This window comes from Kitasatospora sp. NPDC001603 (assembly GCF_040298365.1).
Lineage (GTDB): Bacteria > Actinomycetota > Actinomycetes > Streptomycetales > Streptomycetaceae > Kitasatospora.
On record NZ_JBEPAA010000006.1, the window covers coordinates 115,601 to 138,508 of the forward strand.

The following is a 22,908-nucleotide window of genomic DNA, read 5'->3' on the forward strand; positions in this document are numbered from 1 at the left end:
TGCCCGGGCGGGACCCCGCTCGGTAGAGTGCGGGGCATGAGCGATGGTGCGGTGCTGCACGTCAGGGGCCGGGTGCTGGTCGGGCCGGAGGACGTCCGGGACGAACTCTGGGTGGTGGACGGCCGGGTGGCGTTCGACCGCCCGGCGGCCGCCGCGGACGTGCGCACGGTGACCGGCTGGGTGCTGCCCGGGCTGGTGGACGCGCACTGCCACGTCGGGCTGGACGCGCACGGCGCCGTCGACGCCGCGACCAGTGAGAAGCAGGCGGTGACCGACCGGGACGCCGGCACCCTGCTGATCCGCGACGCCGGTTCGGCCGCCGACACCCGGTGGATCGACGACCGGGACGACCTGCCCCGGATCATCCGGGCCGGCCGGCACATCGCCCGTACCCGGCGCTACATCCGCAACTACGCGCACGAGATCGAGCCCGGTGACCTCGCCGCCTACGTCCGGGCCGAGGCCCGGCGCGGGGACGGCTGGGTCAAGCTGGTCGGTGACTGGATCGACCGCGGCACCGGCGACCTCGCCGCCTGCTGGCCCGGCGACGCGCTGGCCGAGGCGATCGCGGCGGCGCACGAGGAGGGCGCGCGGGTCACCGCGCACTGCTTCGCCGCCGATTCGCTGCCGGACCTGCTGGCGGCCGGGATCGACTGCGTCGAGCACGCCACCGGGCTGACCGAGGAGCTGATCCCGGCCTTCGCCGAGCGCGGCGTCGCGATCGTCCCGACCCTCGTCAACATCGCCACCTTCCCGACCCTCGCGGCCGGTGGCGAGGCCAAGTTCCCGGCCTGGTCCGCGCACATGCGTCGGCTGCACGAGCGCCGCTACGACACCGTCGGGGCCGCGCACGACGCGGGCATCCCGGTCTTCGTCGGGACGGACGCGGGCGGTTCGCTCGCCCACGGGCTGGTCGCCGAGGAGGTGACCGAGCTGGTCAAGGCCGGGCTCGCTCCCGTCGAGGCGCTGTCGGCGGCCACCTGGGGGGCGCGCCGGTGGCTCGGCCGACCGGGCCTGGAGGAGGGGGCGTCGGCGGACTTCGTGGTGTACGACGAGGACCCGCGGGCGGACGTCCGGGTGCTCGCCGATCCGCGGCTGGTGGTGCTGCGCGGGCGGCCGGTGGGCTGAGCGGTCCTCCCCGGGGGCCGTGCGGCCGATGGTCGCTTTGATGATCATCCGGGTGAACGGCCTGTCCGAGTAGGCCGATAGGGTGGCGACCATGGCACCGCGTCCACTGAACGAGATCGTCGAGCCCGGCTGGGCCACCGCGCTGGAGCCGGTCGCCGGCCGGGTCGCCGCCATGGGCGACTTCCTCCGCGCCGAGCTGGCCGCCGGCCGCACGTACCTGCCCTCGGGGCCGAACGTCCTGCGCGCCTTCCAGCAGCCCCTCGCCGACGTGCGGGTGCTGATCGTCGGGCAGGACCCGTACCCGACGCCCGGCCACGCCGTCGGGCTCAGTTTCTCGGTGGGGGCGGAGGTGCGGCCGATCCCGGCGAGCCTGATCAACATCTTCCAGGAGTACGGGACCGACCTCGGCCTGCCGCAGCCCTCCAACGGCGACCTCACGCCGTGGACGCGGCAGGGCGTGCTGCTGCTGAACCGGGCCCTGACCACCGCTCCGCGCAAGCCCGCCGCGCACCGCGGCAAGGGCTGGGAAGAGGTCACCGAGCAGGCGATCAAGGCCCTGGCGGCGCGCGGCGGCCCGCTGGTGGCGATCCTCTGGGGGCGCGACGCCCGCAACCTGCGCCCGCTGCTGGGCGAGGTGCCGGCGATCGAGTCCGCCCACCCGAGCCCGTACTCGGCGAACGGCGGCTTCTTCGGCTCGCGGCCGTTCAGCCGGGCCAACGAGCTGCTGGTGCGGCAGGGGGCGCAGCCGGTGGACTGGCGACTGCCGTAGGGCTCCCGCGGTAGGGGGCCTGCCGGAGGAGTCCTGCCGGAGGTGTCCTGCCGCAGTGCTTCGCCGGGCAGCTTTGGGCGTCAACCTCACCCGAATGAGTGAAATGACGTTCTGTGTGGCTCATGTGACGCACTGTTCGATGAAGACTGGCGACTCGTCGTACGGAGCACCGGCCCCTTGCCCCGCCTCGCGGGTGATGTCGGAGGCGCGCTCTACCGAGATCACCACCTGTGGGGGTACCGCCATGTCTTCTTCCCGTTCCACGTCCTTCGCCGGCTCCGCCGTCGCCGCCGCGGTGGCGACGGCGCTGGTCGTGGCGCCGGTGCTGGTCGTGGCGCCGGTGGCCCACGCGACCGGCCCCACGCCCGCGTCCGCCACCGCGGCCGCGGGTTCGACCGCCGCGGCCGCCGCGCCGACCGCCACGGCGGGCAGGGCGCGCGCCGTCACCGCCGAACTCGCGCTGGACGTGCAGCTGTTGAGCAAGGTCGACGTGCCGGTGAACCTCGCGCTCAACAAGGTCGAGAGCCCGGCCCAGCGCGAAGGCTCGCTGCTGACGGCCAAGGTCGACGGCGTCGACCAGCAGGGCCCGGTCACCCTGGTCAAGGCCGATGTCGGCACCTCGGTGGTGAAGTCGGACGCCAAGGGCACCGCCGCCTCGGTCAAGCTGGTCAACGCCGACGTGCACGCGCCCGGTCTCCCGGCCACCACCCTGCTCGGCCTGGAGGCGCTCAGCTCCTCGGTGACCTGCCCGGTCGACGGGCCGCCCGCCGCCGACGTCACCGCCCCCGCCAAGCTCACCGTGCTCGGCAAGCCGGTCACCCTCAGCCTGTACGGGCCGACCGACGTGGACGTGCCGCTGGTCGGCAGGGTCTCGGTGGAGTTCTCCAAGCGGGCCACCACCTCGACCACGGCCGCCGCCTCGGCCCTGGAGGTGCAGATCGAGGTGAACCCGCTCAACCTCAACGTCGCCAAGGTGACCGGGAAGATCACCGTGGCCGCGGTGAGCTGCGAGAAGCCGACCGCACCGGTCACGCCGACCCCCTCGGTCACGCCGACGGCGCCCGGCACCGCCCCGGCGGTCCAGCCCGCGGTCGACGCGACCACCACGCCGCCCGGCCGAACCGCCCGGCCGCAGGCCACCGCCACCACCGCCGGCGGCAACCTCGCCGCGACCGGCGGCAGTGACGCGACCGGTCCGCTCGCCGCCGGAGCCGCCGCCCTGGTCGCGGCCGGCGGCGGCGCGCTCTGGGTCACCCGCCGCCGGGCGGCGCACGCCCGTAAGCACTGACACCCGCCGCAGTGGGGCTCTGCGGGTCGCCGCGGCGAAGGGCCCACGCCCGTCGCGGTGAAGGGCCCACCCGCGCCGCGGTGAAGGGCCCACGCCCGTCGCGGTGAAGGAGGGACACCCGTCGCGGTGCGCCGATCGGTGCGGGGTGCCATCCACGGCACTCCCGCACCGTGACCGTGCCAACGCGGACGGTTGGTTCACCTGGGTGTTACATAGGAGGAACAACCGGGAAACGGCGGCTTGCAACGCTACGCGGGCACCCACCACCCAGTTTGCGAGGTTCACCCCCGTGGCAATCAAGGCCGAGTACATCTGGATCGACGGCACGAAGCCGACCGCCAAGCTCCGCTCCAAGACTCGGATCCTGGCCAACGCGGACAAGATCCCCACCTGGGGCTTCGACGGCTCCTCCACCAACCAGGCCGAGGGTCACGCCTCGGACCGCGTCCTCGAGCCGGTTGCCACCTTCCCGGACCCGATCCGCGGCGGCGACAACATCCTCGTCCTGTGCGAGGTCAACGAGATCGACGGCACCCCGCACGAGAGCAACACCCGTGCGCTGCTGCGCCCGATCGCCGAGCAGTTCGCCGCTCAGGAGTCGATCTTCGGCATCGAGCAGGAGTACACCTTCTTTAAGGGCTCCCGCCCGCTCGGCTTCCCCGAGGGCGGCTTCCCGGCCCCGCAGGGCGGCTACTACTGCGGTGTCGGTGCCGAGGAGGTCTTCGGCCGCGAGATCGTCGAGCTGCACATGGACCGCTGCCTCGCCGCCGGCCTCTCGCTCTGCGGCATCAACGCCGAGGTCATGCCCGGCCAGTGGGAGTTCCAGATCGGCCCGGTCGACGCGCTGACCGTCTCCGACCACATGTGGGTCGCCCGCTACCTGCTCTACCGCACCGCCGAGGAGTTCGGCATCGACGCCACCCTCGACGCCAAGCCCGCGCGCGGCGACTGGAACGGTGCCGGCGCGCACACCAACTTCTCCACCAAGGCGATGCGCGAGAACTACGACGCGATCATCACCGCCTGCGAGTCGCTCGGCGCCTCGCAGGAGATCGTCCTGGAGCACGTCACCCAGTACGGCGCCGACATCGAGTCGCGCCTGACCGGCAAGCACGAGACCGCTCCGTGGAACGTCTACAGCTACGGCGTCTCCGACCGCGGCGCCTCGGTCCGTATCCCGTGGCAGGTCGAGGTCGACCAGAAGGGCTACATCGAGGACCGTCGCCCGAACGCCAACGTGGACCCGTACGTGGTGACCCGCCTCCTGGTCAACACCTGCTGCACCGCCCTGGAGAAGGCCGGCCTCGTCTGAGCCGCCTCCCCCTGCCGCACCAACCGCCGGGCCTCCCCTCCGCTGCCGAGGGGAGGCCCGGCGGCCGTTCGCCGTCCGCCGCCCGGCGGGGGTTCTTCCCGGCGCGGTCGCGGGGGAGTGCTGGCGCGGGTGTTCCGGCCCCGGTGTTCCGGCCCCGGTGGGCTGATGTGGGTGTTCTGACACGGGTGTTCTGACGCGGGCGTCTTGTCCAGCGGGGTGGGAGTCCCGGAGAATCGGGCCATGACCGCTCCGGCCCCCTTCCTCCCTGTACGGCGACTGCACGTCGACCTGGGACGGGTGTGCACGGCCGGTTGTCGCCGCTGACGCGAACCAGGTCCACCAGCAGCCGGCAACCACCGCCAGGAGCGTGTCCGTCCATGTCCCTCACCTTTCACTGGTTCCTCCCCACCAACGGCGACAGCCGGCAGATCGTCGGCGGCGGGCACGGCTCGACGCCCGGCGCGGCCGGCTCCGACCGGCCGCCGAGCATCGCCTACCTCGGCCAGATCGCCCGCACCGCGGAGCAGTTGGGCTTCGAGGGGGCGCTGACCCCGACCGGCGCGTGGTGCGAGGACGCCTGGCTGACCACGGCGATGCTGACCCAGGTGACCGAGCGGCTGAAGTACCTGGTGGCGTTCCGGCCCGGGCAGATCAGTCCGACCCTGGCGGCGCAGATGGCGGCGAGCTACCAGCGGCAGTCCGGCGGACGGCTGTTGCTCAACGTGGTGACCGGCGGGGAGTCGGCCGAGCAGCGCGCGTACGGGGACTTCCTGGACAAGGACGCCCGTTACGCCAGGACCGGCGAGTTCCTGTCCATCACCCGCCGGCTCTGGGCCGGGGAGACGGTCGACCACGACGGCGTCCATCTGCGGGTCGAGCGGGCCACCCTGAACCGGCTCCCGGACCAGGTGCCGCCGGTGTACTTCGGCGGGTCCTCCCCGGCGGCGGGCGACGTCGCCGCCCGGTACGCCGACGTCTACCTGACCTGGGGCGAACCGCCCGCGCAGGTCCGCGAGAAGATCGCCTGGATCCGCGAACTGGCCGCCGCCCAGGGCCGGGTGGTCCGCTTCGGCATCCGGCTGCACGTGATCACCCGGGACACCTCCGCCCAGGCCTGGGCGGAGACCGAGCGGCTGCTGGCGTCGATGGACCCGGCGCGCGTCCGGGAGACCCAGCGCGCCCTCGCCGAGAGCGAGTCGGAGGGCCAGCGCCGGATGCTCGCGCTGCACGGCGGCTCGGCCGAGCGGCTGGAGATCCACCCCGGGCTCTGGGCCGGCATCGGCCTGCTGCGGGGCGGCGCGGGCACGGCCCTGGTCGGCAGCCACCGGGAGGTCGCGGACCTCATCACCGAGTACCACGAGCTGGGCATCGACGAGTTCGTGCTCTCCGGGATCCCGCACCTGGAGGAGGCGTACTGGTTCGGCGAGGGCGTGCTGCCGCTGCTCGCCGCCCGCAACCTCTGGACCCGACCGTGACCGGGGCGGCGGCCCCGTAGGTCCGCCGGTCCACCGTGCCACCGGCCCGCCGCCCCTTCGGCTCCGATCAGGGGATCCTGAACTCCTGGGACTTGTTCCCGGGGGTGCAGGTGGCCATGGTGACCTGGTTGCCCGCGCCGTTGTCGGTCATGCACGCGGAGCCCATGTAGTCCGCGAGGCGGAAGGCGCCCGGCGTGCTCCCGGCACTGACCTTCCAGTTGCTCAGGACGCTGAAGCCGCCCGAGAGCGTCACCCGCCCGTCGGTCTCCTGGACGAGCGGCGCGCCGCTCAGGTTGCACGGGTAGAGGTGGTACCAGCCGCCCGGGTCCGGGTCCGAACGCACCCAGCCGTAGGCGGTGTTGCCGCCCATGATCACGGACTGGCCGGCCGACGGGGTGTCCTTGGACAGGCCGAGCTTGAGGCCGGAGGCCACGCTGACGATCGGCCCCCACTTGGTGCCTCCGCAGCCCGGCGGCGTGACGGGCGTCTGCGGCGGGGCGCTGGTGGCCGCCGGCTGGGGGTTGGGCTGCGTGCCGGGCTGCGTTCCGGGAGCGGGCTGGTTCCCGGCCCCGGCGGTGCCGGCCGCCGGGGCCGGGACGCCGGCCGGCGGCTGGGTCGCGCGCGGGGTGCCGCCCGCTCCGGTCGCGCCGCCGCCGCCGTTCGCCGCACCGGTGCCGCCCGGCGCGGGCGTGGACTGCTGGGCGCCGGGGGTCGCGGTGGCGCCGGGCGCGGTCGGGGTGCCGGTCGGCGCGGGGGTGGTCGGCGGCGGGGTCGTCGCGTTCTCGGCCGGCGTTGCCGGGCCGCCGGGGTTCGCCGGGCCGGAGACCGTGACGGACGGCTGCGCCCCGGGCGTCTTCGCCTCGGAGGTGAAGGGCGTGCGGTCGATCAGCAGGACGGTCGCGGTGCCCGCCGTGATGATCACCGGTATGACGATGGGGACGAGGAAGCCGCGCCGTCGCCGACGGGTGCCGGGTTCGGTGGCGTCCCGGGACTCCACCTTGCCGACGTCGGCCGCGGCTACGGCGGGCGTCGCGGGTACCACCGGAACGACCGGCGGTGCCGGCAGCGCGGGGGCGCCGGGAGCGGCGGCGATCGCGGCCCGCGCCGCCGCGGCCATCGCGCCGGCGTCGGCGAAGCGGTCCTCCGGCTTCTTGGCCAGCGCGGTGGCGATCAGCCCGCGCACCGCCTCCGGAACGGCCGCCGGCAGCACCGGAGCGGGCTCCCGGATGTGCTTGAGGGCCACCTCCAGCACGCTCTCACCGACGAACGGCGGCTGTCCGGTGAGCAGTTCGTAGCCGACCACGCCGATCGAGTAGAGGTCCGAGGCCGGGGTGATGGCCTGTCCCTCGGCCTGTTCGGGGGCCATGTAGAGCGCCGTCCCGATCACCGCGTGGGAGGCGGTGATCCGGGTGCTGGCGACCGCCCGCGCGATGCCGAAGTCGGTCACCGTCACCCGGCCCTCGGACCGGACCATCAGATTGGACGGTTTGACGTCGCGGTGCACGATCTCCCGCCGGTGGGCGGCGTGCAGGGCGTCCAGCGCGGTGGCGAGCAGCCCCAGGGCCCGCTCGGGCGGCATCGGCCCGCTCTCGGCGAGCACCTTGTCCAGCGGCTGCCCGTCGATCAGCTCCATCACGATGTAGGCGACCCGGTCGTCCCCGGCGTCCTCGCCGCTCTCGCCGTAGTCGTGGACGTCCACGATGCCGGGGTGCTTCAGCGCCGCGAGCAGCTGGGCCTCGCGCCGGAACCGCTTGACGAAGGCGCCGTCCTCGACCAGCCCCGGATGCAGGATCTTCACGGCGACCTGCCGTGCGAGCACCTCGTCGTCGGCGCGCCAGACGGAGCCCATGCCCCCGCCGCCGATCCGCTCGGTCAGGGTGTAACGCCCCCCGAGCACCGTCCCCCGGCTGCTCATGCTCTCTGCCCCCACCTGTCATGCCCCGGCCCAACAGCCCCACTGGTCGCACAGTCTGCCAGAGGGCACCGGGCCCCCGTCCGCGCGCGTGCCCATGCTACGGACCGCCCCCGACGGGTCGTCAGCGGGCCTGCGGGCACCGGCCGGGCCGGGAACCGGCGGCTCCCACGGCCGCCGGCTCCGGGAGCGGCCTCCCGGCCGTCCGCCGGTACCGGTCGAACGGGCCGTCCCACCGGGCATCGGGCCTGAGTAGGGTGGGTGCGACAGCACATCGAACCCGACCAAGGAGCAGACGTGAGCGTGCCGGCGTCCATCGCCCTGCAGCAGGAGATCGCCCGGGAGCTGGAGGTCGCCGAGACCTTCCACGCCGAGAAGGAGATCGAGCGCCGGGTGGCCTTCCTCGCCGAGCGGCTGACCTCCACCGGTCTGCGCGCCCTCGTGCTCGGCATCAGCGGCGGGGTCGACTCCACCACCGCCGGCCGGCTCTGCCAGCTCGCCGTCGAGCGCGCCCGGGCCGCCGGGCACGAGGCGCGGTTCTACGCCATGCGGCTGCCCTACGGGGTCCAGGCCGACGAGCACGACGCCCAGCTCGCGCTCTCCTTCATCCGGCCGGACCACCTGCTGACCGTCGACATCAAGCCCGCCAGCGACGCCGCGCTCGACGCCGCCGTGGCCGCCGACGTGGCCTTCCGCGACGCCGGCCACCAGGACTTCGTGCTCGGCAACATCAAGGCCCGCCAGCGCATGATCGCCCAGTACGCGGTGGCCGGTGCGCACGACGGCCTGGTCGTCGGCACGGACCACGCCGCCGAGGCGGTCTCCGGCTTCTTCACCAAGTTCGGCGACGGCGCGGCCGACCTCGTCCCGCTCACCGGCCTGACCAAGCGCCGCGTGCGCGCCGTCGCGGACGCCCTGGGCGCCCCGGCCGAGCTGGTCCGGAAGATCCCGACCGCCGACCTGGAGACCCTCGCCCCGGGCAAGGCCGACGAGGACGCCCTCGGTGTCACCTACGACGACATCGACGACTTCCTGGAGGGCAAGCCGGTCGCCGAGGAGACCTTCGAGACGATCGTCCGCCGCTACCGCCTCACCGACCACAAGCGCCGCCTCCCGATCGCCCCGTAGGGCGAGCACGAGGGCGGGGACCTCAGCCGATCTGCCCGGCGGTCCCCGCCCATTGCTCTGCGGCCTGGGTGAGCTTCACCCGCTGTGGCAGTGGGTCCTCCAAGGTCCGGCTCCTCCAGAACGCGTGGACGGTTCGGGCGAAGACGGCGAGCCGATCCGGATCCGCTGTGCGATAGGCCGGGACGCGCCGCGCCCAGCGGTCCGCCTGCTCCGGGGTGTGTCCCGTGGCGATCAGGCGAGGTACCAGGAGGGCCGCATCCGCCCAGTCCGGCCCCGGACAGGCCAGCGCCCAGTCGAGTAGCCGCATCCCGGAGCCGGTCACCAGGAGGTTGAACTCGCCGGCATCTGTGTGCACCAGCATGCGTCCGTCGAAGGCGCCCTCCCCGCCGGCAGGCACGAACCGGGCCAGACGGTCGCTCAGTGACTTCTTGCCGATTCCGTCCGGCCAGGGGCGCGCCGACACCACCGAGAGTGCGTGGACCAGCAACCGAAGGTCGGGGGAGTTGGGCGCGAAGTCCGGATGTCTGCCGGTCAGTGCGCCGTACCCGTAGAGCAGCCAGCCTCCGCCTTCGGTCTGCCAGAGTACAGGCGGTGCCAGCGGTGCGACAGCGGTCACCCGCGCCTCGTGCCGGTAGACCCAGGCCGAGGGGCTGTCCGCCGGGGTGCCCTTGACGAAGACGGGGCCGTCCCGGGTGTCCAGCATGCTGGCGAGCGCGGACATGACTCCGACGTCGGCGCTCCGGGCACCGAGCACCTGGCCCGTGTGCTCCTGCACCGCATTGCGCGCCTCGGAGGGCAGGTGGAACCAACCGGTTCGCTGCGGTGACATCGTCGATCCTTTGTCTGGACAGTTGAAGCCGGTGCCCCACGGCAGGGGCACCGGCCGAGCCTGCGGAGTCAGTCCCGATAGCCCGTGAACGGGCTGTCGGAGCAGTTGGCGTGGCACTGCGAGCAGTTCGCCAGCTCGATCTCCGGCCAGAAGCCCGGTTCGATCACGTACCCCAGTGCCGCGATGGCGTCGACGGTGCGAGCCCGCAGCACCTTGCCGCCGCCGTGCTCCTCCGGGTCCAGGTAGCCCGGCCTGTGGTGCACCATCCTGCCGAACGCGGCCGTGCACCAGGTCATGTAGGCCTCGGTGTTGAGGACGAACGCGTGCCAGTAGTCGTCCACCTCGGGCGACGGGCTCAGCGGCCTGTCTCCGGACGCGCAGGCAGTCAGGAAGGCCGCCATCTGACCGACACCGAGCTCCGCGCGCTCCTCGGTCACCTCCGGGTGCCGCGCCCTGATCGTCGTGACGATCAGGGCGCGGATCTCCGGGTGGACGAGCGCGCGCGGGTCCGTGCCCGCTGCCACCAGAGTGACGGTCTCGCTCATGGTGCGTACCTCCGTGCATCGCAGTGAGTGTCGACTGCAGCGCGCCTCGTCATGACGCGAGACACATGAGCAGCGGAGAGGACCGTGCTCAGCAGCTACGAGTCAGACGGTAGGGAGCGGCGGGAGACGGCCTCCAGGGAATTGCAACCAATTGCGAGCGGATCACCCGAGAGAGTTGATCGCGGATGTGATCAAGACGCGGGCGTTCTCACCGTGAACAGCCATGGCTGACAGTTCACTGAAGGCCCGGGCGTACATGGCGATCTCGCCGGGTTGCGTCAATCGCAGGTAACCGGAGACGAGTTCGATCGAGGTTTGGGCATCGTCGAACATGTAGAAGTCCTCGGCGGGTGACCGTGCGCGGCCGGTCGCCAGAGGGATCACGCCGAGGCTGACGCTCGCCAGCGCACTCATCGAAATCAGGTGCTTGAGCTGATCGGCCATCGTGTTCCGGTCGCAGACGGTGCTTCGTAGCACGGCTTCCTCGATGACCAGTGCGAAGGTCCTGCGCCCGGAGAACAGCATGCGTTGGCGCGACATTCGGGAGTCCACCGCCGCCTCGACGTCATCCACCGTGGCGCGGGAACGTTGTACGGCCCTGAGAACAGCCGCGGTGTAGGCGCGGGTCTGCACCATGCCGGGAACAACTCGCCCGGCATAGACACGAAATGACCGCGTTCGCTGATAGATGTCAAACACCGATTCCTGCGCCCGGCGTAGCCCGGAGCGCTCCATACGTCGCCACTCGACGTACATGGAATCGACAGCCCGGGAAGCCGCGATCAGTTCTTCCGCCTGCTCGTCCGCGCCACAGACGTGACACCACGCGCGGAGGTCGGACTCGGACGGCGCAGCCTGCCCGGCCTGGATCCGCGAGGTCTTGGACGCATTCCAGCCGCACAGCTCCGAGAGTCGGCGACCGGTGAGACCGGCGTCCCTCCGGAGATCCTGAAGGCGTTCAGCCAGAGCCTTACGGGCGGCGACGACACTTGATGACGGTGTGTAGGACATGGGCGATCGATTCGGGCTGCACCTCTTGAGCGTGGTTCATCGGATGCTGTACTTCTCGTGCGGGGTCGCCCTCTCCCACACGGTCTCGAACGATTCGGCACAGAGCCGGGCCGCTGCCGGGTCCTCGGTCAGTTCGCCGCCGAGGGAATCGCCATCACCGGAGAAGTGCCCCCATCGCACGAGCTCACCGTCGAACAGCCAGAAGTCATTTCCCGGCAGAGCGATGTCGGAGGCACGTCGCCTCGGCAGCCAGCGGACCTGTTCGCCCGCCGCGATGTTGGGGAAGGTCACGTCGTACTCGTAGCGGATGTACTCGCTCACGGGCTCGGAGACGATCCGGGCACGCCGGATCTCGACGCCCCGGCCGACCGCTTCGGCGATCACGTCCAGCCAGGGCCGCCACCAGGACGCCTGATCCGCCGGTGCCAGTCGGTGCCCGGCCCTCCACGCGTGGAGGGCCGGGTCGTCCTGCATGTACCCGTCCCGCATCTCCAGGTGTACGGCCGAGTGCCGGGTTCCGCTCAGCAACTCGTCAATCCGTGCGTCGCTCCGCGACATCGCAAGCCTCCCTGATCGCCTGCGCGAGCCGCGCAGGCACTCGGACCACGGCCTCGTGGTCCGGGATGCCGCCGACCGCCCGGCATTCGGCCTCGGTAGCGCTGTCGGCCTTCCACCCCTGGATCACCAGGTCGTCGTTCTCCTCGTCCACCCACACCGTCGGTGAGTCCCCGTCCGGCGAGTTCGGGTCTTTTGCGATGAACCGTAGCGACATACTGGCCCAACTCTCCACAGAGACTGCGAGGTCTTGCGGTCATGGTGCGCCCTGAACGGGCTGCCTGTCAGGGGAACGGTGGCTGATGCCCACGATGGAGGGACATCGACGCGGTCCCCGTAGTCCGGCTCGGTGAGCTACCGGGGGCGCGCCACGGGGAAGGCACCTCGGGATTCCTGACCATCCGATCGGGCCCGATAACCCCTGGTCCCGGCGCGAGGTTCCGGCGAGGATGCCCGGTATGACGTTGCCGCTGCTCCTGCTCGATGTCGACGGGCCGTTGAACCCCTATGCCGCGAAGCGGCACCGGCGGCCGCACGGTTACGGGACGCACCGGGTGAAGCCCGACTGCTGGGTCGCCCGCTTCCCGCAGCGGCCTGCCGAGCGTGTGCGGCCGCTGCGGATCTGGATCAACCCGGACCACGGGCCCGAACTGCTGGCGCTGCGGTACGAACTGGTGTGGGCCACCACGTGGATGGACGAGGCGAACACCTTCATCGGGCCGCTGCTGGGGCTGCCCGTGCTGCCGTACATCCACTGGCCGGAGCTGCACCAGCAGGACCCGGACGGGCTGCACTGGAAGACCAGGAACCTGGTCGCCTGGGCCGCCGGGCGCCCGTTCGTCTGGGTGGACGACGAGCTGGGGCCGCAGGACGCGGAGTGGATAGCCGCGCACCACCCCGGGCCCGCGCTGACCCTGCACGTCGATCCCAAACTCGGCCTGGGCGACCGCGACTTCACGGCGCTGCGCGAGTGGGCGGAGGCGGTGGCATGAGGATCGGGACGGTGGAGCGGCTCCGGCGGTACCCGGTGAAGTCGTTGCTGGGGGAGGAGCTGGGCGAGGCCGGCGTCTCCGAGCGCGGGCTGGAGGGGGACCGGGCGCTGGGGCTGCTGGACGCCGTGAGTGGCCGGGTGGCGAGCGCCAAGAACCCGAGGCTCTGGGCGGAGTTGCTCCGGTTCACCGCCGTGCTGCACCCCGGTGGCGTCGTGATCACCGGGCCGGACGGCGGGGAGGTGGGCGAGGGCGAACTGTCCGCGCTGCTGGGCCGCGAGGTCTCCCTGGTGAGCGAGCGCCCGCCCGGTGCGACCGTCGAACGGGCCGTGCCGGAGGAGGTGCTGGCACACGGGATCGAGGAGGAGGTCGCCGTCACCGAGAACGAGATCGGCCGCGCCGCTCCCGCCGGGGGCTTCTTCGACTTCGCCCCGCTGCACCTGCTCACGACTTCCACCCTGGAGGCCGTGGCGACCGAGGCCGCCCGCTACCGCCCCAACCTGGTGATCCGCACCGAGGGCGACGGCTACGTCGAGAACGCCTGGGTCGGCCGCGAGCTGCGGATCGGCCCGGACCTCCGGTTGCGGGTGCTGGCCCCGACCCCGCGCTGCGCCGTCCCGACCCTCGCCCATGGCGAACTGCCGCGCAGCACGGCGGCCCTGAAGGTGCTCGCCGCGCAGAACCGGGTCGTGCCCGTGGAGGGGATGCCGGCGCTGCCCTGCGCGGGCGTCTACGCGCGGGTAGTGGAGCCGGGGAGGGTGCGGGTGGGGGACGCGGTGAGTCTCGGCTGATCACGGGGGTGGCGGTCGCCGCCGGTCGAGGTCGGCGCCTGCCTCCGGTTCGCCGTGAACTCGCCGTGAAGGTGTGGCGCGGGTCGATCGACAGCGTCATTCACAGCTGATCAGACACCCGGGACGGCGTCCTTGGCGTTGGTGTGCCAGTTGGTGACGACCGGCTTGTCGACCTTGACGGAGCCGACGGGGATGCTCGCCGGGTCCGGGTCGCCGGCGGCGACGCCGATGATGACGTCCTTGAACTCGACGTTCTGGTCGGTGTTGGTGCTCTTCGGGTTGATCCCCACGTAGGCGACCGCGGTGCCGGTGAGCGTGATCGGCGCACCGGCGGCCTGTTCGGCGTTGCGGGCCTCGATGCCGCCCGAACCGAAGGCGATGACCGGGTGCGTCGCGGGCAGGACGCAGGTGATCCCGGCCTTGGCCTTGGCGGTGACCAGGATGTAGCCGCCCGCCTGGGTCTCCATCTTGGCCCCGAAGGTGAGGTCGTTGGTGCCGCAGGCCTGGCCGTAGCCGGTCTTGTCGCCCGGGCTGCCCGGGGCGGGCGCGGCCGGCGTGGTGGACGTGGGCTTGGCGGACGCGGCGGGCGCGGCGGACTTGCCGGGCGCGGCGGGCGTGCCGGGCGCGGCGGGTGTGCCGGGGGCCGACGCGGACGGCGCGGCGGCGGGGGCGGAGGCGGCCGCAGGGGCGGTCGTCGGGGCGGCGCCGGCGGCGGGTGCGTCACTGTTCTCCGGGCCGCAGGCCGTCGCGGCGGCCGCGAGGGCGGTGACGGCGAGAGCGGTGAGGGCGATTCGCGAGCGCATGTGTGGTCCCAACTTCCGTCCGGCAGTGCGGTTTGTCGTCTGCCTCCACGGTAGGCCGGGCATGATCACCGGGTGGTTCGTGAAATGTCCCGGTCGTGTTTCAGCGGCCGGTGCCGGTCCGGACCGCCAGCACCGAGCCGAGCGCGTCCAGGAAACGGTCCGTCGTCCCAGGGTCCCGGACGGCGATCCGCAGCCAGTCCGGGCCCAGTCCGGGGAAGGTGTCGCCCCGTCGGACGGCGAAGCCGTGCTCGCGCAGCCGGGCGCGGACGGCGGCCGCGTCCGGCAGTTCGACGAGGACGAAGGAGGCGGCCGGCTCCCCGTGCACCCGGACGGCGGCGAAGGCGGCGAGGCCCTTGAGCAGGTGGTCGCGGTGGAGGGTGAGGTCCTGGGCGGCCTGCTCGGCCTCGGCGAGCGCCGCGGGTGCGCTGCACACCTCGGCGGCGGCCAGCGCCGGGGTGGAGACCGGCCAGAGCGGCTGGGCGGCGCCGAGCGCGGTGATCAGGTCGGCCGGGCCGAGCGCATAGCCGATGCGCAGGCCCGCCAGGCCCCAGGTCTTGGTGAGGCTGCGCAGCACGACCACCCGGCCGGGCAGGTCCCGGACGGCGGCGAGGGATTCGCACTCGCCGGGCACGGTGTCCATGAACGCCTCGTCGATCACCAGGGTGCGACCGGGGCGCGCCAGGGCGGCGACGGCGGCTGCCGGGTGCAGTACGGAGGTCGGGTTGGTGGGGTTGCCGAGGACGACGAGGTCGGCCTCCTCCGGTACCGCACCGAGCCGGAAGCCGTCCGAGGGTACGAGCAGGACCCGCTCCACAGCGTGTCCGGCGTCCCGTAGCGCCGCTTCCGGTTCGGTGAACTGCGGGTGTACGACAACGACGTGACGAGGCGTCAGAACGCGCGCGAGCAGCACGAAGGCCTCCGCCGCGCCCGAGGTGAGCAGCGTCTCCGTGACCGGTCGGCCGTGCCGGGCGGCGACGGCGGCGCGGGCGGCCGTGCCGTCAGGGTACGCCGCGAGCTCGCCGAGCGTCGCCGCGAGGTGCTCACGCAGCCACTGCGGGGGCGTGCCGGTGCGGACGTTGACGGCGAGGTCGACCAGACCGGCCCCGTCGGCGCGCACCTCCGCGTCACCGTGGTGGCGGAGGTCATGGTCGGGGGTGGTCACGAGGGGTCTCCAACAACGGCATCGACGGGAAGGGACGGCCCGGGGACGCGGGCGAGCGGGTCGCGAGGCCCGGGGCGACCGCGAGCGGCCCGGGCGACCGCCACCGTCGCCGTCGCGGACTTCTGCTTGGGGACGACGAGTTCGCCGCCCGGCGCGCTCGCCAGGGCGGCGGCCTCCGCCACGCTCAGGGTGCCGACCGCCGCGCCGACGGCGGCGGACGGGTTCGGAACGGCGACGGCGGCGAGGGCCTCCGCCGGCTGCTCGTCCACCGGGAGGCCCAGCGCGGCGGCGGCGTGGCGGACGGCGGGGTGGTCGCCCTTGCCGGTGAGGGTCGCGAGCCGGGCGACGGAGCCGCTGGGCAATCCGGCCTCGCGCAGGGCCCGGTGGATCAGCCGCGTCACGTCGGACGGGCCCGCCGCCGCGCGCAGGCCGACACCGACGACGAGGGCGCCGGGAGCGAGGGCAGAGGGGGCAGAGGGGGCGAGGCGGTCGGGGGCGAGGGCACCGATGACGAGGGCGCCGGAGGCGAGGCCGTCGGGGTCAGCCGGGCCGTCCGAGCGCCGCGCGGCGACCGGTGAGCCGTCCGGCGCGCGGTCCAGGAGTTCGCCCGGGCCCTCGCCGCCGTGCTCGGCCCGGAAGGCCGGGCAACTGTCCGGCCGCGCCGCGTGCGGCTGCTCGGCGGGTGCGTGACCCGCCGCGTCCAGGGCCGGCAGCCCGATCACGTCGCGTTCCCTTCACCCGGAGGCCGTTCGGAGGCCGTTCGGAGGCCAAGCGGAGGCCAAGCGGAGGCCGTCAGGAGGCCGCCCGGCGGTCGTCCGGCGCTCCCCGGCGGCACCGCGGCAGCCGCTCGTCGGCCGACGAAATCCCACCACGGCGGCGACGGAGGGGTCAATCGGGGCCCGTGTGACCTCCGTCGCCGGGCGCCGGAGGGTGTTCGCCTGTTCTTCACCTTCCCTGAGCGGTCCACGCCACCGCCGCGCTCCTACTGTTTGCGGCGCTCCGACGCAGTCACGCACTGCGACCCGCACAGCACGACCCCCCACCCGGGTGTTCCTGCCGAACCCCGGTTCTCCCCGACGCACGGAGGACACCATGCCCTTCGCACGACTCCGCCCCCGCAACCCCCGCCGCACCCTGACCGCCCTCGGCGCCGGCCTCGGCCTGGTCGCCGGATCGCTCGGCCTCTGGGCGGCCACCGGCACCGCACAGGCCGCGACCCTGCCGACGCCCGACCACGTGGTCGTCGTCGTCCTGGAGAACCACGCGTACTCGCAGGTCGTCGGCAGCTCCAGCGCGCCGTACATCAACAACACCCTGAAGGCGGGCGGCGCCACGCTGACCCAGTCGTTCGGGCTCACCCACCCGAGCGAGCCCAACTACTACCAGCTGTTCTCCGGCAGCGCGCAGGGGCGCACCGACGACAGCTGCGTGCCGGTCGGCTCGCTCACCGCCGCCAACCTCGGCTCCGAGCTGATCGCCGCCGGCAAGACCTGGGGCAGCTACAACGAGGGCCTGCCGAGCCAGGGTTCGACGGTCTGCAGCAGCGGCAAGTACGCCCAGAAGCACAACCCGTGGTTCGGCTTCAAGAACGTGCCGACCAACACCGCGTACACCTTCGCGCAGTTCCCGACCGACTACACGACCCTGCCCAAGGTGTCCTTCGTCGTGCCGGACCTCTGCAACGACATGCACGACTGCTCGGTCTCCACCGGCGACACCTGGCTGAAGAACAAGCTCGGCGCGTACGCCACCTGGGCCAAGACCCACAACAGCATCCTCGTCGTCACCTTCGACGAGGACAACCGTCTCTCCGGCAACCGCATCCCCACGGTCTTCTACGGCGAGCACGTCACGCCCGGCTCCACCACCGCCACCACCTACAACCACTACAACGTGCTGCGCACGCTGGAGGACCTCGCCGGGCTGACCACCCACGCGGGCAACGCCGCGTCCGCCGCGACCATCACCGGCATCTGGAACTGACCTCCCATGTACGTCGCGGAATCCCGCAGCTCCAAGGCCCCCGTCGACCCGGCCCTCCGGCCGGGCCGGCGGGCGGCCGCCATCCCCGGCACCGTCCTGGCCCTGGGCACCGTCAGCCTGGTGACCGACATCTCCTCCGAGATGGTCAGCGCGGTGCTGCCGCTGTACCTGCTCACCGGGCTCGGCCTCTCACCGCTCGGCTTCGGGCTGCTGGACGGTATCCAGAACGGGTTCAGCGCGCTGGTCCGGCTGGCCGGCGGCCACCTCGCCGACCGGCGCGGTGCGGACGGCGCGTCCCGGCACAAGGCCGTCGCGGTGGCCGGGTACGGCCTCTCGGCGCTCTGCAAGCCGCTGCTGCTGCTCGTCCACACCGTGCCGCTGATCGGCGCGGTGATCGCGGTCGACCGCACGGGCAAGGGACTGCGCACCGCGCCGAGGGACGCGATGATCTCGCTCGCCACCGAACCCGCGCACCGGGGGCGGGCGTTCGGGGTCCACCGGGCGATGGACACGGCCGGTGCGCTGATCGGGCCGCTCGCCGCCTTCCTCGTGCTCCGTCTGGCCGGCGGCCCGCTGCTCGCCGACGGCGGCCAACGGCACGGCTACGACGCGGTGTTCACGGTCAGCGCCTGTGTCGCGGTGCTCGGCGTGCTGGTGCTGCTGCTCTTCGTGCCGAACCGGCAGCCGGGCGAGACCGCGACGGCCACCGCCCCCCGGCTGCGCGACGGCCTCGCCCTGCTGCGCCTGCCCGGGCTGCGCCGGCTGACGTTCTGCGCGGTGCTGCTCGGCCTGACCACCGTGAGCGACTCCTTCCTCTACCTGCTGGTGCAGCGCCGGCTCGGCCTCGCCACCGACCTCTTCCCGCTGCTGCCGCTCGGCACGGCCGCGGGCTTCCTGCTGCTCGCCGTTCCGCTGGGCGCGCTCGCCGACCGGCTCGGCCGCCGCCGGCTCTTCCTCGCCGGTCACGGCGCCCTGCTGCTGGCGTACGGGCTGCTGCTCTCGCCGCTGGGCGGACTGCCGGCGGTGGTCTGCGTCCTGGTGCTGCACGGCGCGTTCTACGCCTCGACGGACGGCGTGCTGGCGGCCGCGGCGGCCGACGCGGTACCGGCGGAGCAGCGCGGCGCCGGGCTGGCCCTGGTCGGCACCGGGCAGGCGCTCGCCCGGTTCGGCTGCTCGCTCGCCTTCGGCGCGCTGTGGAGCGCGGTGGGCGGCACCGTCGCGCTCGGCTGGTCCGCGGCGGCGCTGGCCGGCTGCGTGCTGGCGGCCGCCTTCGTCCTGCGGGACGCCCCCGGGGACACCGCCTCCGGGACGCCCACCGCCGGGACCCCCACCGCCCCGGGCGCGTCCGGAACCGCTCCCCCCTCCGATTCCGAGGTACCGTCGTGACCCCACCGCTCCAAGGCCGGACCAGGGTGCTGATCCTGCTGGCCGCCGTCGTCCTGCTCGGCGCCGTCGGTACCGGCGCCGTCCTGCACGCGGCCGACAACTCGACCCGCACCAAGCAGGCACAGCCCGGCGCTCCGGTGGTCACCCCCGGCCCGGTGTCGCTCCGCCCGCCGGCCGGCGGCCGCCAACTGGTGTTCCGCAACATGGCCTGGGGCCCGCACCTCGACGAGCTCGTCTCCGTACCGGCCGACCAGCCGGACGGCCCGCGGACCTCCTCGGGCGTGCGGTGCCTGCGCTTCTACGCGGCGGCCGGCACCGGCATCTGCCTCCGGGCCGAGCGCGGCGCGCTGCAGGACACCTACCGCGCCGTCGTGCTCGACGACCACCTGCGCGAGCTGAAGTCCTTCCCCGCCGCCGGTATCCCGACCCGCTCCCGGGTCTCGCCCTCGGGCCACCTCGCGGCCTGGACGGTCTTCGTCAGCGGCGACTCCTACGCCGGCACCGACTTCTCCACCCGCTCGTCGATCGTCGACGTCCGCGACTGGAACCTCCGGGAGAACCTGGAGACCTTCGCGGTGATCAAGGACGGCAAGCCGTACCAGGCGTCCGACGTCAACGTCTGGGGCGTCACCTTCGCCGACGACAACACCTTCTACGCCACCGTGGCCACCGGCGGCCGGACCCACCTCGTCCGCGGCGACCTCGCCGCCCGCACCCTCACCACGCTCCACGAGAACGTCGAGTGCCCCTCGCTCTCCCCGGACGGCACCCGCATCGCCTACAAGAAGCGCGTCCCCGGCCTGTCCGAGGACTCGCCCTGGCGGCTCTACGTGCTCGACCTCGCCACCATGACCGAGACGGCCACCGCCGAGCAGCGCAACGTCGACGACCAGGCGGTCTGGGTCGACGACGCGACGCTGCTCTACGCGCTCCCCGGCGACTTCGGGGCCGATCTGTGGACCGTCCCCGCGGACGGTAGCGGTCTGGCCGAGCGGGTGCTCGAAGCCGCGGTGGCACCGGCCTATCCGGGCTGATCGGGCTGGGTGGTCCCACTCGGAACTTCGGGCGTAGGGTTCCACGTCGAGCAGTGAGAGCGGTGCGAGGCGGGGGAGCGGGGAGCGTTGAAGGAACAGGGGCGGGCTGCGCCCGAGCGGGTGGCCGGCGACTCCTGGCCCGCCCTGTCCGGCCGGCCGGTGCTGCGCCGCACGATCGCGGTGGGCCTGGTGCTCACCATCGCGCTGCTGGCGGCCCTCGCCGTCCGGGGCGTCAACGCGCTCACCCTGGGCCGGGGCGCGATCGAGACCGACCGGGACCGCGCCGAACTCCTGGCCGGCCTCCACCCCTCCCAGCACCCGGGCGCGGGCCGCTACTACGTCCCCGTGGGCGCGGTGTACACCCGCCTCGCCGACGGCGCGCCGGTCGCCTACCTGCACTACCGGCTGGCCGGCGGCCCGGACGTCGGCGTCGACGACTTCCTGCGGACCTACGACCTCCCGGCCCCCGGCCCGGTCGCCCCGCTGCCGTCCGACCTGACGGCGGCCCTGGGCGGCGACGAGCCGACCGAGGCCCGGGAACTGGCCCCGATGCCGGCGCCCTCGGCGAGCCCGACGCCCCTACCGGTCGCGACCACGCCGGCCTCCGAACCCCCGACCGTCTTCGAACCACCGTCGGAACCGGCCCCGGCCGAGCCGGTCGCCACCCCGTCGCCCTGCGCCTCGGACGCCCCGCCGCCCTCCGCCCAACCCGACCCCGACACCGAGGCCGGTCCCGGTCCCGACCCCGAGGCCACCCCGGCTCCCGACCCCGCCCCCGAGGCGGCCGAGCCCGTCGCGCCCCGGCCCGCGACGGGCCTCCGCTCCGCCGACGACCCGCCCACCCCGACCGAGACCCCCACCCCCAGCCTCACCCCCGCCCCCACCCCGTCTCCGACCCACCCCGTCGCCGGCCGCCGGATCTACATCGTGACGGTCTCCAACGGCCTCTCGGGCGCCGCCGACATCTACGTCCGCGCCACCGGCTGACCGGCGGAGCGCTGCGGTGTTGGTAGACCGCCTGCAGCATTCAGCGGAGCTGCCTGAGGGCGGCTCCGCGGTCGTTCGCCGGACCGTCACGGGCGGTCGGCAGTGGATCACCGGCCGGGGCCCGACCATTTGACCCTCTGCCCTCCCAGGACAGCCCCCGGACCTGCCGCCGCCCCTAGGCAGCGGCCGCGGCATGAGGTCGCAGGGCGAGGTAGGGCCTGAACGACCGGAAGCCGTCGACCGGGAGTAGGAAGTCGGCCGGTCCGACTTCCTACTCCGTGGGCCCGGTGAGCCCCACAGCGCCCGCCCCCGCCCCCGCCTCGTCTACCAGCGACTGAGAGATGACCACGGCGCCGGGGTGACAGGGGTCCCGGGATGGGGCCGTGCCGAAGGGCTCGTCGCCATCGATACAGGCTCTCGCGGCGTCCTGAGTGAACCGTCGTTCTCAGAAGGCTTCCCGCGCTGACGGTGATCGTCTCCAGTACCCAGGCGACGTGGACGCTTCTCGGATACTCGTGCTCGCCCAGTCCGTCAGCCGGCCGAGCGGCCGGCCGTCACAGAAGGCGGACGATCCGAGCTGTCATCCTGCGGTACATGGCGGGGAGTCGCCCAGGAAACAGTCCGTCCGGCGTTCGGTAAAGATCGACGCTATCGAATGGCCGATCAGATACCGGGCGTGATTACTTATCTACCGATCAGAATTCATCAATGATGATCATCGGCGCGTATTCCTGATGGCGGGGATCCTAGGATCAGAGGATGACTGTCACGATTGCCCTGCCGGACGAACCGGAAGAGCCGGAGGCGGATACGGTTCCGCGGAAGCTCAAGATCACCCCGGAGATCGCCGCTGAATTTCTGTCCCGGAATTCGGTCAACCGGCGCCTGGACAACGGGCAGGTGGAGGCTTTGAGGGAGGCCATCCTCCGTAACGAGTGGCAGGTGACGCACCAGGGCATCGCGTTCGACAGGAGCGGTCGCCTGCTCGACGGCCAGCATCGCCTCCATGCGATCATCGATGCCGGTGTTCCCGTGGAGATGTTCGTCTTCGACGGGCTGTCCGAGGACGCGTTCCCGGTCCTCGACACCGGCAAGCGGCGGAGCGCGGCGGACACCCTGTCGTCGACCGGCGAGAAGTATCTGACTCTGCTGTCCTCGACCATTCGCCACGTGCTGCTCTTCAGGACGATGCCGAACGAGCCCTGGACCGGGGTCCGGTCCAGGGTGTCGAACGACCGTACCCTGGCTGAGTACAAAGCGAACGTGGACAGCTACCGGGTGGCGGTGACCGTCGGCCGCGAGCTGGCCAAGCACATGTTCGCAAGCCAGACGGCCCTGGCCGTGGGCTACTTCCTGACCACAGAAGCCGCGCCGGCGGCGGACATCGACGACTGGATCTCGGGTCTCAAGTCGGGGGCGAACCTGGACCCGGGCGACGCGCGGCTCGTTCTCAGGGAAGTGCCGAAGGACACCGTGAAGCGGGGTTCCAGGCGCAGGCTGGACATGCGGGACCAGGTGTCGATGTACATCAAGGCGTGGAACGCCTGGGTCCGTCCGGAGGCGGCCGGGGAACTGGTCCTGCGGAGCCTGCGGAAGAACGAGAAGATGCCGATGCCGGTCGAGGAGCGGTTCACGCGTTAGCGTCCTGTACCGGAGGGTCGCCGTTCCAGCTCAAGTCCCACCTGGCGGACACCTTCGAACTCTCCGGTGAACAGTTCTTCGTCGCTCTCGAACGCGACATCCGTGACTGGGCCGAGGGATGGGACGAAGACCCCACACGCTCCACCTGGACCGAGGCCGCCGATGAGATCCTCGACTCCC

General features: G+C 72.9%; 22 protein-coding genes. 13 read left to right on the forward strand and 9 right to left on the reverse strand.

Annotated elements, in window-relative coordinates; translation table 11 throughout:
• Positions 1 to 36: 36 nt before the first annotated feature.
• The 5 genes from ABT263_RS06550 to ABT263_RS06570 all read left to right on the forward strand — a co-directional run bounded on the left by ABT263_RS06550 (position 37) and on the right by ABT263_RS06570 (position 5,972).
• Entirely contained in the window at positions 37 to 1,128 is a 1,092-nt protein-coding gene (locus tag ABT263_RS06550; protein ID WP_352288222.1) for an amidohydrolase family protein, read from the forward strand.
• A 91-nt stretch (positions 1,129 to 1,219) separates the two neighbouring features.
• Positions 1,220 to 1,897, forward strand: coding sequence for a uracil-DNA glycosylase (locus ABT263_RS06555; protein ID WP_329490063.1), 678 nt, complete (start codon positions 1,220 to 1,222; stop codon positions 1,895 to 1,897).
• Positions 1,898 to 2,141: 244 nt separating this feature from the next.
• A complete protein-coding gene (locus ABT263_RS06560; RefSeq protein WP_352288225.1) occupies positions 2,142 to 3,185 on the forward strand; it encodes an SCO1860 family LAETG-anchored protein in 1,044 nt (347 codons plus the stop codon).
• Positions 3,186 to 3,474: 289 nt separating this feature from the next.
• Positions 3,475 to 4,497 (forward strand): glutamine synthetase, encoded by a 1,023-nt coding sequence (glnII, locus tag ABT263_RS06565; RefSeq protein WP_352288227.1) that lies wholly within the window; start codon positions 3,475 to 3,477, stop codon positions 4,495 to 4,497.
• A gap of 377 nt (positions 4,498 to 4,874) precedes the next feature.
• On the forward strand, positions 4,875 to 5,972 hold the full coding sequence (locus ABT263_RS06570) for an LLM class flavin-dependent oxidoreductase (RefSeq protein WP_352288230.1): 1,098 nt from the start codon (positions 4,875 to 4,877) through the stop codon (positions 5,970 to 5,972).
• Positions 5,973 to 6,039: 67 nt separating this feature from the next.
• On the opposite strand, the gene ABT263_RS06575 is transcribed toward ABT263_RS06570, so the two are convergent.
• On the reverse strand, positions 6,040 to 7,887 hold the full coding sequence (locus ABT263_RS06575; protein WP_352288233.1) for a serine/threonine-protein kinase: 1,848 nt from the start codon (positions 7,885 to 7,887) through the stop codon (positions 6,040 to 6,042).
• A 294-nt stretch (positions 7,888 to 8,181) separates the two neighbouring features.
• On the opposite strand from ABT263_RS06575, the gene nadE reads away from it, so the two are divergent.
• Positions 8,182 to 9,012: an NAD(+) synthase gene (gene nadE, locus ABT263_RS06580; RefSeq protein WP_352288236.1), complete on the forward strand. Its 831-nt coding sequence runs from the start codon at positions 8,182 to 8,184 to the stop codon at positions 9,010 to 9,012.
• 22 nt (positions 9,013 to 9,034) lie between these two features.
• Here the strand turns inward: nadE and ABT263_RS06585 are convergent, their stop codons facing one another.
• The 5 genes from ABT263_RS06585 to ABT263_RS06605 form a co-directional block, all read right to left on the reverse strand.
• Positions 9,035 to 9,841 (reverse strand): phosphotransferase, encoded by an 807-nt coding sequence (locus tag ABT263_RS06585; protein ID WP_352288239.1) that lies wholly within the window; start codon positions 9,839 to 9,841, stop codon positions 9,035 to 9,037.
• Between the two features lie 68 nt (positions 9,842 to 9,909).
• Positions 9,910 to 10,386 carry a UCP032817 domain-containing protein gene (locus ABT263_RS06590; protein WP_352288242.1) on the reverse strand — a complete coding sequence of 159 codons (477 nt, stop codon included), beginning with the start codon at positions 10,384 to 10,386 and terminating at the stop codon, positions 9,910 to 9,912.
• A gap of 162 nt (positions 10,387 to 10,548) precedes the next feature.
• Positions 10,549 to 11,397 (reverse strand): helix-turn-helix domain-containing protein, encoded by an 849-nt coding sequence (locus ABT263_RS06595; RefSeq protein WP_352288244.1) that lies wholly within the window; start codon positions 11,395 to 11,397, stop codon positions 10,549 to 10,551.
• A gap of 36 nt (positions 11,398 to 11,433) precedes the next feature.
• Positions 11,434 to 11,955 (reverse strand): DUF6879 family protein, encoded by a 522-nt coding sequence (locus ABT263_RS06600; protein WP_352288246.1) that lies wholly within the window; start codon positions 11,953 to 11,955, stop codon positions 11,434 to 11,436.
• The gene (locus ABT263_RS06605) at positions 11,930 to 12,169 is read right to left on the reverse strand and encodes a hypothetical protein (protein WP_352288249.1); all 240 of its coding nucleotides are present in this window, start codon (positions 12,167 to 12,169) and stop codon (positions 11,930 to 11,932) included. Before ABT263_RS06605 ends, ABT263_RS06600 begins: the two co-directional genes overlap by 26 nt.
• A 241-nt stretch (positions 12,170 to 12,410) precedes the next feature.
• Between ABT263_RS06605 and ABT263_RS06610 the strand changes: the two genes are divergently transcribed.
• Positions 12,411 to 12,944, forward strand: a complete 534-nt coding sequence (locus ABT263_RS06610) for an HAD domain-containing protein (protein ID WP_352288252.1) — start codon at positions 12,411 to 12,413, stop codon at positions 12,942 to 12,944.
• A complete protein-coding gene (locus ABT263_RS06615) occupies positions 12,941 to 13,732 on the forward strand; it encodes an MOSC domain-containing protein (protein WP_352288255.1) in 792 nt (263 codons plus the stop codon). Before ABT263_RS06610 ends, ABT263_RS06615 begins: the two co-directional genes overlap by 4 nt.
• 110 nt (positions 13,733 to 13,842) lie before the next feature.
• Here the strand turns inward: ABT263_RS06615 and ABT263_RS06620 are convergent, their stop codons facing one another.
• From ABT263_RS06620 to ABT263_RS06630, 3 genes are all read right to left on the reverse strand, one after another.
• Entirely contained in the window at positions 13,843 to 14,535 is a 693-nt protein-coding gene (locus tag ABT263_RS06620; RefSeq protein WP_352288257.1) for a hypothetical protein, read from the reverse strand.
• Positions 14,536 to 14,635: 100 nt separating this feature from the next.
• On the reverse strand, positions 14,636 to 15,697 hold the full coding sequence (gene cobC / locus ABT263_RS06625) for an Rv2231c family histidinol phosphate aminotransferase CobC (protein WP_352288259.1): 1,062 nt from the start codon (positions 15,695 to 15,697) through the stop codon (positions 14,636 to 14,638).
• The gene (locus tag ABT263_RS06630) at positions 15,694 to 16,419 is read right to left on the reverse strand and encodes a cobalamin biosynthesis protein (RefSeq protein ID WP_352288261.1); all 726 of its coding nucleotides are present in this window, start codon (positions 16,417 to 16,419) and stop codon (positions 15,694 to 15,696) included. Before ABT263_RS06630 ends, cobC begins: the two co-directional genes overlap by 4 nt.
• A gap of 370 nt (positions 16,420 to 16,789) precedes the next feature.
• Between ABT263_RS06630 and ABT263_RS06635 the strand changes: the two genes are divergently transcribed.
• The 5 genes from ABT263_RS06635 (at position 16,790) to ABT263_RS06655 (ending at position 22,728) form a co-directional block, all read left to right on the forward strand.
• Entirely contained in the window at positions 16,790 to 17,680 is an 891-nt protein-coding gene (locus ABT263_RS06635; RefSeq protein ID WP_329490074.1) for an alkaline phosphatase family protein, read from the forward strand.
• A 6-nt stretch (positions 17,681 to 17,686) separates the two neighbouring features.
• Entirely contained in the window at positions 17,687 to 19,066 is a 1,380-nt protein-coding gene (locus tag ABT263_RS06640; RefSeq protein WP_352288264.1) for an MFS transporter, read from the forward strand.
• Positions 19,063 to 20,100, forward strand: coding sequence for a TolB family protein (locus tag ABT263_RS06645; RefSeq protein ID WP_352288266.1), 1,038 nt, complete (start codon positions 19,063 to 19,065; stop codon positions 20,098 to 20,100). Before ABT263_RS06640 ends, ABT263_RS06645 begins: the two co-directional genes overlap by 4 nt.
• An 87-nt stretch (positions 20,101 to 20,187) precedes the next feature.
• Entirely contained in the window at positions 20,188 to 21,087 is a 900-nt protein-coding gene (locus tag ABT263_RS06650) for a hypothetical protein (RefSeq protein ID WP_352288268.1), read from the forward strand.
• A 759-nt stretch (positions 21,088 to 21,846) separates the two neighbouring features.
• Complete coding sequence (locus ABT263_RS06655) at positions 21,847 to 22,728, forward strand: hypothetical protein (protein WP_352288271.1); 882 nt, start codon at positions 21,847 to 21,849, stop codon at positions 22,726 to 22,728.
• The last annotated feature ends 180 nt before the right edge of the window (positions 22,729 to 22,908 follow it).